Genomic DNA, 12533 nt, shown 5'->3' on the forward strand with positions numbered 1-12533 from the left:
AATTATCGCCCAAACTTCACAACAAAATCTCCATCCACTTTCTCCATCTCATACCCACGATACCCTTCCGAAAGCAACGCCTGCTGCTCGCCAGCATCACTCATCGGAACGCTCTTAATCTCCGTCCAATCTCTTTCCTTGTCCTCACGCAATTCCTTCACAAAAACATACCGCATACTACCGCCATACTTCTCCTTCAGTGCAGCAATCTCCATCCCTTGCGCAAACTTATCCTTCAAACTCGGAATGTTAAAAGGGGCAACGGTGCAGCAAACATAGTCGTACTGGCTATCTTCTTTTTGTAATTCATCCATGATGACTGTCGCTAATATTTTTTGCATCCCATTTCCTCGGCAGTTCGGGTGAACGTTTGAGATTTCTTGATAGATGACGCGATGTAGTTCGCTTTCTAGTATGCCAATATCAAGTCCTAAATGTTCTTCGTCGATAGGAGGAACGAGTAGGGCACGAAATGCGATAAGTTCGTTTTCGATAAAAGCACCGATCATCATGCCGTTTCCTTCTAGAATGTATTGAAACTCTTCTAATGAGAGTGGTTGTAAGCGACTTTTATCTTCTAGCGCTTCAACTACGACGTTTTGTAGTGATAAGATTTGTTCGATATGCTCAAGTGATAGTAATGTAACGTGAAATGGATCGTTATTTTGTTTTAATGCTCCTTTATATAGCACTGTCATGTTGTGAGTCCTCCTTTAGCATACAACGTCTTGAAATACGGTTAGTTCTTGTAATGTATCTTCATTTATTTCAATGCCGAGTCCTGGCTTTTCGTTTAAGCGAATAAATGGTACGTCATAGTGTAAGTTGCCGATGTCTTTCGTGAATTTTAATGGACCTGTTAGCTCGACGCTTGTAATAATTTTTTTCGAGAAAGCGACATGGAATCCTGCGGAAGAGGCAATAGATGATTCGACCATGGATCCAACTTGGCATTCAATGCCGGCCATTTCTGCTTGGTGAGCAAGTTTTACAGCTGGATATATGCCGCCGCATTTCATTAGTTTTATATTTACTTTATCCGCAGCGTCTAATTTAATAATTTGGCGCATTTCACGAGAGCCCTTTAATCCTTCATCAATCATAAGCGGAAGGTCTGTTTTAGAACGAATGTGGGCCATTGCGTCAATATCGTCAGCGACAACAGGCTGTTCAATCCAGTCGATGTTTACATGACCTAATGAACGAAGTGCTGTTAATGTGTTTGCGCTATTCTTCCAACCTTGGTTTACATCAACACGGATTGCGATATCATTTCCTACACGTTCACGTACAGCTTCAATTCTTTTTACATCCTCTTTTACATTTGTACCGACTTTCATCTTGAATGATTGGTAACCTTTTTGAATCATAGAGGCAGCCTCTTTAGCCATTTCTTCAGGTTCGGCGATACTTAAGACGTGAGTGACAGGAAACTCTTCATGGTAGCGTCCGCCAATTAATTGATATATAGGTTGATTTAGTTTTTTGCCCATTATATCAAAACAAGCAATATCAATCGTAGCCTTCGCAGTAGGCACACCGTAAATTGTATTGTCCATCATATCGTGTATTTTCTCGATATTCATTGGGTTTTGTCCGATGAGCGCAGGAGCAAGTGTATGTTTTAAAGTATGGAAAGTACTTGCCCATGATTCGCCTGTAACGTGATCATCAGCAACGCCTTCACCGTAACCGATAATGCCCTCATCTGTTTCCATTTTGACGATAATAGAAGGCATATCAGAATAAGAACCATAACTAATAACAAACGGATCGCGAAGCGGTAAACGAATTGCATAAAGATGAATAGCTGTAATTTTCATTAGGTAGAGACCCCTTCCTGTTTACAATAGTTTTGTACATTTGATATAGTTGACGTTAAATAGTCGTTAATTAATGATAAGGAGTTAGAGAAATGATGATAAAAATTGCAGTTGTCGGTTCAAAAGAGTTTATGGAGACACTTTTACCTGTTGCTCATAAACTAGAAGAAATAGAGGTTGATCCATATATTTACCTTCATCCGGCAGAATCTTCTGAACTATTGAAGCGTTTAAAGCCTTGTGATTTCATCTTTTTCTCAGGTGCTTTACCTTATTATATGGCAAAAGAAATAAGAGAACAATTACGAATTCCAAGTACGTACTTGCAGCAAGACGAGACAACCATCGCATCTTCCATTCTTTCTGTCATGTATCACCAAGGTATTCAACCACATCAAATCTCAATTGATTTAGTAGACCGTTCCTTCATTACAAATGTGTTCCATGATATCGGCATAAAAGAAAAGCCACAAGTGTTTGATTATAAAAATATGCTGTGGAGCAAAGATGAAATAAATAGAGTTATTGATTTTCATGTAGCTAAATATCAATCTGGAGAAGCACATTTAGCTTTAACTAGTATTCACGCTGTCTATGATGAACTTCAAAAAATAGGTATTCCTTCAGAGCGTATGATAGATCCGAAGCAATCTATTATACATGGGTTAAAAGATGCGAAAATAAAAGCTGAGTTAGCAAAAAGCCATTCAGCTACTGTTGGTGCTTGTATGATTTCTTCTTTAGAATTACGAGAAGGTTTGCTTGAGCAATTAGATGCCATTTCCAAAGCACTACATGGTTCATTTAAAAAAGTTGATGAAATGACATTCATTTTGTATACGACTCGTGGTGATATTGAATCGATTATAAAAACGAATATGATAAATAATTTATTTGCGAGTATAGAAGGAACGATAGCTATTGGATTTGGCTACGGAAAAACTGTAAAAGAAGCAGAGCAAAATGCTAAAATCGCTCAAGATTTTGCGAAGAACAATCCAATAGACCACTGTTTTTATATACTAACAAGTGATAAAGAACTATTTGGTCCGTTCCCGAAAGAACAGAGAGTACAAAGTTTGAAGAATGAAAACCCGGAACTAATGAAAATAGCGAAAGAAACGAAACTTAGTCCAGCAAACTTATCAAAAATTATTCAATTTAGTCAATCACATTCGTCATTGAAGTTTACCGCAGCAGATCTTTCTGAATACTTACAAGTGACTCGCCGATCAACGGAAAGATTATTAAAGAAACTTGTTGATTATGGATATGCTCATATTTGCGGCGAGGAAATGCCTTATCAACAAGGACGCCCTCGCGCAATATATGAACTGAATTTACCGTTATCTTTAAGCTTCTAATTGAGCTTTTTGTTTTTTTAGTAGTTCTGCTTTTTCAATGTCAGATAGTTTTGTAATTGTGAGACCAGTTATACCGTAAATGATCGAGATAATAGGTACGATGAAATTCAATATAGCATAAGGAGCATATTCGAATGCGCCAACTCCAAGTGTTGCGAGTATAAATACACCACATGTATTCCAAGGCACGAAAACAGAAGTTAATGTTCCGCCATCTTCTAATGCTCTGGATAAATTTTTAGAATGTAGTCCCTTTTCTGTGTATGCATTTGCGTACATTCTTGAAGGAACAACAATCGAAATATATTGTTCAGAGCAAGTAAGATTGGTTGCAAAGCAAGATGCGATAGTAGAAGCGATAAGCCCTTTTGCTGATGTCGCTAATTTTAAAATTTGATTTACAATTGAGCGAAGAATACCAGTATGTTCTAGTACTCCGCCAAAAGTCATAGCGACAATTGTCATAGAAACAGTATTCATCATCGAATCTAAACCACCGCGGTTAAATAGTTCGTCTACTAGCTTGTTTCCAGTGTCTATGACAAATCCAGCTTGGAGTGCACCGACAGAGGCGGAGACAGAACCACCTTGAATAAAGACTTGTGATAAAAACCCTAAAATAATACCTACGAGAATAGCTGGTATAGCTGGCACCTTTTTAGCGACCAATACCATAACGACTACGGGTATGATTAATAGGAAAGGTGAGATAACAAAGTTTTGTTGCAACACTTGTAACGTTTGATCGATGCTTTTTGCATCAATATTGTTCTCGCCGAAACTTCTTCCTAAGACTGCATAGACGATAAGAGTAATAATTAAACCTGGGATTGTAGTAAATAACATATGACGAATATGCGCGAATAAATCTGTATTTGTTAATCCTGCGGCTAAATTTGTCGTGTCTGAAAGCGGTGACATTTTATCGCCGAAATAAGAACCGGAAATGATAGCGCCGGCAACCATTGGAGCTGGGATTCCCATACTAAGACCAATACCCATTCCAGCAACGCCGATTGTTCCCATTGTAGACCAGGAGCTACCGATCGCTAACGCAACGATAGAACAAATCACGGTAATTGAAACTAAAAATAGTGATGGAGTTAAAAGTTTTAACCCGTAATAAATCATTGTTGCGACGATTCCGCCGCCAATCCAAGCACCGATCGTTAAACCTACAAGAATAATGATAACGATAGCGGGTAATGCGAGGCGAATTCCTTTATACATTGCTTCTTCAATATCGTGCCATTTGTAGCCGTAACGCCAAGCGACGATAGAAGCAACGGTTGTACCGATAATAAGTGGAACGTGAGGGCTTTGCTTTAATACAACAATTGTAACCATCATAACTGCAACTGTAATGATAATAGGGATCATTGCTACGCCAAAAGGTATTTCTTTTTTCATAAACTTCCTCCTCATTATATATGTTTGTATTTTTTAGAATTGTCGCAAAATAGACGTTATTAAGTTATAATAACTAAAAATTAATGTAAGCGTCAATAAAAAACAGAAAATAAGGAATGTTCTATCGTTATAAAGTGAGTAGGAATAAGTTGTCGATTGTATTTAAAAATAAACAATTGACTTTTTTCTTAAAATTCAATATGTTCATAAAAACATCTGTTTTTCATAAGTATAATTAACCTGAATGGTTTTGGAATTTGGGAAGGAGAATGTAGCTTTGAAAACATTAGAATTACAAGAGCGTTTAACTGAAATTTTTCAGCATTTACATGAAAACCCTGAAGTGAGTTGGAAAGAGTATGAAACGACAGCGTATATTACTAACTTTTTAAAAGAAGAAGGAATTTCATATAAAATATTTGATGATTGTCCAGGTGTAATTGCGGAAATCGGAAGCGGAAACCCAGTTATTGCGATTCGTGCCGATATGGATGCATTATGGCAAGAAGTAGATGGAGAATTTAAAGCGAACCATTCATGTGGTCATGATGCACATATGACAATTGTGATGGGGCTTATTTTACAATTGAAAAATATGAGATGGGATAGTGGAACGGTTAGATTTATTTTTCAGCCGGCAGAAGAGAAAGGAAATGGCTCTTTAAAGATGGTAGAGAAGGGTGCTGTGGATGATGCTGACTTCTTATTTGGTGTTCATTTAAGACCGATTGAAGAACTGCCTTTGAAACAAGCTGCCCCATCTATTCGTCACGGAGCAGCAGGATTTTTAGAAGGAACAATTCATGGAGATGATGCACATGGAGCACGCCCACATCAAGGGATAAATGCAATTGATGTCATTTCTATGATCAACATTGGTTTGAAAAATATATGGCTACCACCGCAAAGTTCCTATTCAGTGAAGATGACGAGATGCCAAGCTGGTGGAGATAATTTAAATATTATTCCGGGAAATGGCCATTTTAGCTTAGATGTCAGAGCGGAGAGTAATACATTATTAGAAGAATTGAAGAAAAAAATAGAACATGTAATAGAATCGGCCGCATCGATGGGATCGGAAACTTCATACAAATGGATTGACCTTGCACCAGGAGCTGAAGTGTCAGAAGAAGCTGAGCGCTTTATGCGAAAAGGCATTCTTGAAGTATACGGGGAAGAGGGATGCACCGGACCGCTGTATACGACAGGAAGCGATGATTTCCATTACTACACAGTGAAGAGACCACATTTAAAAGCTGTCATGCTTGGACTCGGGGCAAACTTACAACCTGGATTACACCATCCGTATATGAAGTTCGATCATAGTTGTATTATGGATGGAGTAGAAATATTGAAACAAACTGTATTGAAAGTATTAGAGGACAGGGGCTAGAGAGCTCCTGTTTTTTTGTAGGAATCTGTAGGTAAGTCGATATTCCTTGTCGAAACGTTGATATATTGAAAAAATCGTTGATATAATTTCACATACCAATTAATTCAATAAAAAATCCCTCTCCGGTACATGGTGTATAATAATAAGTACCATTTTCTAATAGGAGAAGACGAATGAACGAACAATATTGCGATGCTGTATTACATATAAAAACTGTCGGTGAGCAAAAGGGCTTTAACAAGTCTATGCATTATCACCGTTATGAACCAACGCCATATAGCGGATTAGATGAGCTATTGAATCAATATGAAATAAGAAGTAGCGACCAGATTGTAGACTTTGGATGTGGAAAAGGACGATTAAACTTTTACATGCACCATAAGTGCGGCGCTTCAGCGCTTGGAATTGAAATGAATGAAGAGTTTTATAAAGACGCGTTGGATAATCTTGATCGTTATGTACGAAAGGTAAGAAACAGTAAAGACAAAATTCGATTTGAATGCTGTTTAGCACAAGAATATGAGATTGATTCACGTGATAACCGTTTTTATTTCTTCAATCCATTTTCTGTACAAGTGTTTATGAACGTAGTCAATAACATTTTGCTTTCGGTAGAGGAAATAGAGAGAGAAGTGGATATTATTTTATATTATCCTTCTGAGGACTATATTTTCTTCTTAGAAAATCAGACTGCGTTTGAGTTGAAGAAAGAAGTTAGATTGCCAGATGCTTATGAGAAGAATGTGAATGAGAGGTTTTTAGTTTATACATTAAGGGTATAAAAAAAGCAGGTGCCAAGGCACCTGCTTTTTTTACTCACGTCTATATTAGTTACGGATTAAGTAATCAAATGCACCTAAAGCTGCGTTTGCACCTGAACCCATAGAGATGATGATTTGTTTGTACGGATTATTTGTACAGTCACCTGCAGCAAACACTCCTGGTACGTTTGTAGCGCCGTGCTTGTCTGTTACGATTTCACCGCGAACGCGTTCAACTGTTTCGCCTAACCAGTCTGTGTTTGGAACAAGACCGATTTGTACGAATACACCTTGTAATTCAACGTGATGAACTTCTTCAGTTTCACGATCGATGTAAGAAATACCGTTTACTTTATCAGTACCAGTGATTTCTTTCGTTTGAACGTTTTTCAGAACAGTTACGTTTGGTAAGCTGTTAAGACGTTCTTGTAATACAGCATCAGCTTTTAGTTCTGGCATGAATTCAAGAACAGTTACGTGCTTAACAATACCTGCTAAGTCGATAGCTGCTTCAATACCCGAGTTACCTCCACCGATAACTGCTACGTCTTTTCCAGTGAATAATGGACCGTCACAGTGTGGGCAGTATGCTACACCTTTATTTTTGAACTCAGCTTCACCTGGTACGCCAACGTTACGCCAACGAGCACCTGTAGAAACGATTACGCTCTTACTTTTTAGAATAGCGCCGTTTTCAAGTTCCACTTCAATAAGTTCTTTTTTCTCTAAACGTTTCGCACGTTGTAGATTCATTACATCGATGTCGTATTCTTTAACATGCTCTTCAAGGCTTGCTACTAGCTTAGGACCTTCAGTGCGTTTTACGCTGATGAAGTTCTCAATACCCATAGTATCCATTACTTGACCACCGAAGCGCTCAGCAACGATACCAGTGCGGATGCCTTTACGTGCTGCATAAATTGCTGCACTTGCACCAGCAGGGCCGCCACCAACAACAAGAACATCGTATGGATCTTTATCAGAAAGCTCTGATGCATCTGGACCGTTACCCATTTTAGCTAAAATTTCTTCAAGTGTCATACGACCGCTTCCGAAAGATTCGCCGTTTAGGAAAACTGTTGGTACTGCCATGATGTCTTTGCTTTCTACTTCCTCTTTGAATGCAGCGCCATCAATCATAGTATGTGTAATACCAGAGTTTAGAACGCTCATTACGTTAAGAGCTTGTACAACATCAGGACAGTTATGACAACTTAGGCTGATATAAGATTCAAAATGATATTCGCCTTGAATGTTTTTAATTTGATCGATTAATTTTTGTTCAACTTTTGGAGCGCGTCCACTTACTTGTAGTAAAGCTAGTACTAATGATGTAAATTCGTGTCCTAATGGAATACCAGCGAATACAACACCAGTGTCTTCACCAGGGCGATTTACGCTAAAGCTAGGTGTTCTCTCTAATTCAACTTTTTCTACTGTAATCTTAGATGACATAGTAGCTAATTCGTCTACTAGAGCTAACATATCTTTAGATACGTTGTCGTCTCCTGCGCTTACTTTAAGTAAAATATCGTTCTCCATTAACTGAAGATATTGGGATAGTTGTGTTTTTATATCTGCATCTAGTATCATTTTGATCGAACTCCTTAGATTTTGCCTACAAGGTCAAGGCTTGGTTTAAGTGTTGCAGAACCCTCTTGCCATTTAGCTGGGCAAACTTCACCTGGGTTGTTACGTACGTATTGAGCTGCTTTAATTTTGTTAACAAGAATGCTTGCGTCACGGCCGATACCGTCAGCATTGATTTCCATAGATTGGATAACGCCGTCTGGATCGATGATGAATGTACCACGAGCAGCAAGACCTTCTTCTTCCATTAAAACGTTGAAGTTTGTAGTGATTGTGCGAGTTGGGTCACCAATCATAATGTATTCGATTTTGCCGATAGTTTCTGAGCTATCATGCCATGCTTTGTGAGTGAAGTGAGTGTCTGTAGATACAGAGTATACTTCAACGCCTAACTCTTTAAGAGTTGCGTATTGGTTTTGTAAGTCTTCAAGTTCAGTTGGGCAAACGAATGTGAAGTCAGCTGGGTAGAAACAAACTACACTCCATTTTCCTTTTAAACTTTCGTCAGTAACTTGGATAAATTCTCCATTATGGTAAGCATTAGCTTTAAACGGTTTTACTTCTGTGCCGATTAATAACATATTAAAATTCCTCCTAAATGTTGGTTTTGAGCATCAAAAAATAGTGTGCTCATAAAATATATTTTTTAATTAACTATAATAATTCTAATTCGATATTAATTATCATATAGAATTGGTTATTTTGTCAAGAGAATAAACCAACTTTATATCAATTTAATTAATATTTATTCTCAATTAAGGTTATTAGAGAATGAAAAGGTAGTTTTCATGTAATAGATTTTCAATGAGTATGTAAAAGGGTAGTGCGTATGTTAGAGACACGTTGTAAGTATAAATTGATAGGAAGGGAATAATTCTTAGAAGTTGTGGATTTGAAAAGGGATTGCTTATTTCTATTTTACAAAGAATTGTGTGATAAATAAAATAAAATGAATTAAAATTTTTTTGAACAATTTTTGTCATCTCAAATATAATTAGGAAGTATATTTGAGGTGATATAGAAGCATTGACTCGAGGGGCTAACAAGATATAATAAAACCTAGATATACATTTTAAAAAGAAGAACATATATTATAGGATGAAAAAATTTATAACCTATTATTTTTTTATAGCTTTTAGAAAACGCTTACAATTAGTGTGGAGGGGAAACCATGTCTAAGTTCACAAAGTATTTTTTAATGGAAGCTAATGATGTGATTGTATATGTGAAAGAGAAATTATCTAAGTTTGAGGATGCAAAGGGGTTACAGTGTAAAGAAATAGGCGATGGTAATTTAAATTATGTATTCCGCGTTTGGGATGAACAGAAGAATATTTCTGTCATTGTAAAGCAAGCTGGGGATACAGCAAGGATTTCAGATGAGTTTAAGTTGTCGACGAATCGTATCCGTATAGAATCAGATGTTTTGCAGTTAGAGGAGGAGTTAGCCCCTGGGCTCGTTCCAAAGGTGTATTTGTTTGATAGTGTGATGAATTGTTGCATAATGGAAGATTTATCGGACCACACAATATTACGTACAGCACTTATAAAACATCAAATGTTTCCGAAGCTTGCGGATGATTTAACGACCTTTTTGGTAAATACACTTTTATTAACATCGGATGTTGTAATGAATCATAAAGAGAAGAAGGAACTTGTGAAGAATTATATAAATCCTGAATTATGTGAGATTACAGAAGACCTCGTATACGCTGAGCCATTTACAAATCATAATAAGCGTAATGAGTTGTTTCCGTTAAATGAAGGATGGATTAGAGAGCATATTTATAGTGATAAAGAGCTTCGTATGGAAGCCGCAAAACTTAAGTTTTCTTTTATGACGAATGCGCAGGCGCTTATTCATGGTGATTTGCATACTGGTTCTGTTTTTGTGAAAAGTGATTCCACAAAGGTTATTGATCCTGAGTTTGCCTTTTATGGACCGATGGGATATGACGTTGGAAATGTAATGGCGAATTTAATGTTTGCTTGGGTGAACGCAGATGCAACCATGATGCCTGGCGCTGAGAAGGATACGTATATGAGTTGGCTACAATCGACAATGGTAGAGGTAATTGATTTGTTTAAGAAGAAGTTTTTAGAGGCTTGGGATATTCATGTGACCGAGATTATGGCGAAGGAAGAAGGCTTTAACGAAGTATATTTACAATCTGTATTAGAGGATACAGCTGCAGTGACGGGTCTTGAGTTAATTCGCCGTATTGTTGGGCTAGCGAAAGTAAAGGATATTACTTGTATTGAGAATGAGGAAGCTCGTGCTAGAGCAGAACGTATTTGTCTTCAAGTAGCGAAGAAATTTATTTTACGGGCTAATCAATATAAAACAGGCACAAGCTTTGTAGAAACGTTAAAAGAACAGTCAATGTACTACGCGAAGTAAGGGGAGAAGAGATGATGGAAGAGCGATTAATACCCATTCAGTGGAAAGATGATGCTTTAGTTTTATTAGATCAAACATTATTACCGAATGAGATTGTCTATGAATCTTTCAAGACGGTTGAAAGCGTGTGGGATGCCATTCAAGTAATGAAAGTAAGAGGAGCGCCAGCGATTGGTGTTTCGGCAGCGTATGGTGTGTATTTAGGAACAAAGGAAGTTACTCAAAGTACTATGGGAGACTTTATAGAGGAAGTCAAAAAGGTATGTGCATATTTGGCAACATCAAGGCCAACAGCGGTAAATTTATTTTGGGCACTCGAAAGAATGGAGGCAGTCGCGGCAGAGAACTCACATTTATCAATTGCTCAGTTGAAAGATAGATTACTAGAAGAGGCAAAAGAGATTCATAGAGAAGATGAAGAAATTAACCGTCAAATTGGAGAACAGGCATTAACATTATTCCATGATGGAATGGGAGTCTTAACACATTGTAATGCTGGTGCGTTAGCGACGACTAAGTATGGTACTGCGACAGCTCCAATGTACTTAGCGAAAGAAAAAGGATGGGACTTAAAAATCTATTCAGATGAAACTCGTCCTAGGTTACAAGGTTCAACGTTAACAGCATTAGAACTACAGCAAGCGGGAATTGATGTTACTGTCATTACGGATAACATGGCAGCTATGGTCATGTCACAAGGGAAGATTGATGCGGTAATCGTTGGGTGCGATCGTGTGGCAGCAAACGGTGATGTAGCAAATAAAATTGGGACATTAGGCGTATCTATTTTAGCGAAATACTACAACATTCCGTTTTATGTAGCGGCACCAACACCGACAATTGATTTAAAAACACCGACAGGAAAAGAAATTCCGATTGAGGAAAGAGATGCTTCTGAAGTAATTAATCGTTTCGGACAATATTCTGCTCCGAAAGAAAGTAAAGTATATAATCCAGCATTTGATGTAACACCACATGAAAATGTAACAGCAATTATTACGGAAAAAGGGATTGTAAAAGCACCGTTTACGGAGAACTTAAAAAAGCTATTTCAAATAAGTAGATAGAATGAAAAAGTCAGTCATCATAAGATTCATACTTAGGGGGATGTATATGTTATTACAAAAAGAAAGAGAAGAAATTGTAGCGTATGGAAAGAAAATGATTTCTAGCGGTTTAACAAAGGGGACAGGCGGTAATATTAGTATTTTCAATCGTGAGCAAGGTCTTGTTGCAATGAGTCCAAGTGGTTTAGATTATTATGAAACGAAGCCGGAAGATGTTGTTATATTAAACTTAGATGGTGAAGTGGTAGAGGGAGAGAGAAAACCATCAAGTGAGCTAGATATGCATCTGATTTATTATAGAAATCGTGAAGATATAAATGCGCTTGTGCATACACATTCTCCGTATGCGAAGACGATTGCATCATTAGGATGGGAACTTCCTGCTGTATCGTATTTAATTGCTTTCGCGGGCCCGAATGTACGCTGTGCACCGTATGAAACATTTGGTACGAAGCAATTAGCAGAGGCTGCTTTTGAAGGCATGATTGATCGCCGGGCAGTATTACTTGCGAACCACGGTTTAATTGCAGGTGCAAATAATATCAAAATGGCATTTACTGTTGCGGAAGAAATTGAGTTTTGTGCGCAAATTTATTATCAAACGAAAAGCGTTGGAGAACCGAAGTTATTGCCAGAAGATGAGATGGAGAATTTGGCGAAGAAGTTTGAAGGATATGGGCAGCAGTAGAATGATACAGAAACACCCTCAAGATTTCACTCTTGA

General features: G+C 37.6%; 11 protein-coding genes. 6 read left to right on the top strand and 5 right to left on the bottom strand.

The genetic code is table 11. The features are described from left to right. Positions 1 to 2: 2 nt before the first annotated feature. Both AAG068_RS02015 and AAG068_RS02020 read right to left on the bottom strand, forming a co-directional pair. Positions 3 to 698 carry a GNAT family N-acetyltransferase gene (locus AAG068_RS02015; RefSeq protein ID WP_342717094.1) on the bottom strand — a complete coding sequence of 232 codons (696 nt, stop codon included), beginning with the start codon at positions 696 to 698 and terminating at the stop codon, positions 3 to 5. 15 nt (positions 699 to 713) lie between these two features. Then, positions 714 to 1823, bottom strand: a complete 1110-nt coding sequence (locus AAG068_RS02020; RefSeq protein ID WP_342717096.1) for a mandelate racemase/muconate lactonizing enzyme family protein — start codon at positions 1821 to 1823, stop codon at positions 714 to 716. Between the two features lie 92 nt (positions 1824 to 1915). On the opposite strand from AAG068_RS02020, the gene AAG068_RS02025 reads away from it, so the two are divergent. Then, positions 1916 to 3187, top strand: coding sequence for a transcriptional regulator (locus tag AAG068_RS02025; RefSeq protein ID WP_342717097.1), 1272 nt, complete (start codon positions 1916 to 1918; stop codon positions 3185 to 3187). On the opposite strand, the gene nhaC is transcribed toward AAG068_RS02025, so the two are convergent. After that, a complete protein-coding gene (gene nhaC, locus AAG068_RS02030) occupies positions 3176 to 4597 on the bottom strand; it encodes a Na+/H+ antiporter NhaC (RefSeq protein WP_342717099.1) in 1422 nt (473 codons plus the stop codon). The two genes, AAG068_RS02025 and nhaC, sit on opposite strands and share 12 nt — an antisense overlap. 277 nt (positions 4598 to 4874) lie before the next feature. Between nhaC and AAG068_RS02035 the strand changes: the two genes are divergently transcribed. Both AAG068_RS02035 and AAG068_RS02040 read left to right on the top strand, forming a co-directional pair. Further along, positions 4875 to 5990 carry a M20 peptidase aminoacylase family protein gene (locus AAG068_RS02035; protein WP_097917476.1) on the top strand — a complete coding sequence of 372 codons (1116 nt, stop codon included), beginning with the start codon at positions 4875 to 4877 and terminating at the stop codon, positions 5988 to 5990. 173 nt (positions 5991 to 6163) lie between these two features. Continuing rightward, the gene (locus AAG068_RS02040) at positions 6164 to 6772 is read left to right on the top strand and encodes an SAM-dependent methyltransferase (RefSeq protein WP_342717105.1); all 609 of its coding nucleotides are present in this window, start codon (positions 6164 to 6166) and stop codon (positions 6770 to 6772) included. A gap of 45 nt (positions 6773 to 6817) precedes the next feature. Here AAG068_RS02040 and ahpF read toward each other — a convergent pair whose 3' ends face one another. After that, a complete protein-coding gene (gene ahpF, locus AAG068_RS02045) occupies positions 6818 to 8344 on the bottom strand; it encodes an alkyl hydroperoxide reductase subunit F (RefSeq protein ID WP_342717107.1) in 1527 nt (508 codons plus the stop codon). Between the two features lie 14 nt (positions 8345 to 8358). After that, complete coding sequence (gene ahpC, locus AAG068_RS02050) at positions 8359 to 8922, bottom strand: alkyl hydroperoxide reductase subunit C (protein ID WP_000924422.1); 564 nt, start codon at positions 8920 to 8922, stop codon at positions 8359 to 8361. 590 nt (positions 8923 to 9512) lie between these two features. Between ahpC and mtnK the strand changes: the two genes are divergently transcribed. The 3 genes from mtnK to AAG068_RS02065 are packed head-to-tail and all read left to right on the top strand — an operon-like array spanning position 9513 to position 12497. After that, the gene (gene mtnK, locus AAG068_RS02055) at positions 9513 to 10742 is read left to right on the top strand and encodes an S-methyl-5-thioribose kinase (RefSeq protein WP_342717126.1); all 1230 of its coding nucleotides are present in this window, start codon (positions 9513 to 9515) and stop codon (positions 10740 to 10742) included. Between the two features lie 14 nt (positions 10743 to 10756). After that, positions 10757 to 11809: an S-methyl-5-thioribose-1-phosphate isomerase gene (gene mtnA / locus AAG068_RS02060; RefSeq protein ID WP_342717128.1), complete on the top strand. Its 1053-nt coding sequence runs from the start codon at positions 10757 to 10759 to the stop codon at positions 11807 to 11809. A gap of 46 nt (positions 11810 to 11855) precedes the next feature. Next, positions 11856 to 12497 carry an L-fuculose-phosphate aldolase gene (locus AAG068_RS02065; RefSeq protein ID WP_098521215.1) on the top strand — a complete coding sequence of 214 codons (642 nt, stop codon included), beginning with the start codon at positions 11856 to 11858 and terminating at the stop codon, positions 12495 to 12497. The last annotated feature ends 36 nt before the right edge of the window (positions 12498 to 12533 follow it).

The organism is Bacillus paramycoides (assembly GCF_038971285.1).
GTDB lineage: Bacteria > Bacillota > Bacilli > Bacillales > Bacillaceae_G > Bacillus_A.

Coding starts and splice junctions, on each gene's coding strand:
- AAG068_RS02015 (WP_342717094.1), bottom strand. CDS start 698: ATGACAGTGCTATATAAAGGAGCATTAAAACAAAATAACGATCCATTT.
- AAG068_RS02020 (WP_342717096.1), bottom strand. CDS start 1,823: ATGAAAATTACAGCTATTCATCTTTATGCAATTCGTTTACCGCTTCGC.
- AAG068_RS02025 (WP_342717097.1), top strand. CDS start 1,916: ATGATGATAAAAATTGCAGTTGTCGGTTCAAAAGAGTTTATGGAGACA.
- nhaC (WP_342717099.1), bottom strand. CDS start 4,597: ATGAAAAAAGAAATACCTTTTGGCGTAGCAATGATCCCTATTATCATT.
- AAG068_RS02040 (WP_342717105.1), top strand. CDS start 6,164: ATGAACGAACAATATTGCGATGCTGTATTACATATAAAAACTGTCGGT.
- ahpF (WP_342717107.1), bottom strand. CDS start 8,344: ATGATACTAGATGCAGATATAAAAACACAACTATCCCAATATCTTCAG.
- ahpC (WP_000924422.1), bottom strand. CDS start 8,922: ATGTTATTAATCGGCACAGAAGTAAAACCGTTTAAAGCTAATGCTTAC.
- mtnK (WP_342717126.1), top strand. CDS start 9,513: ATGTCTAAGTTCACAAAGTATTTTTTAATGGAAGCTAATGATGTGATT.
- mtnA (WP_342717128.1), top strand. CDS start 10,757: ATGGAAGAGCGATTAATACCCATTCAGTGGAAAGATGATGCTTTAGTT.
- AAG068_RS02065 (WP_098521215.1), top strand. CDS start 11,856: ATGTTATTACAAAAAGAAAGAGAAGAAATTGTAGCGTATGGAAAGAAA.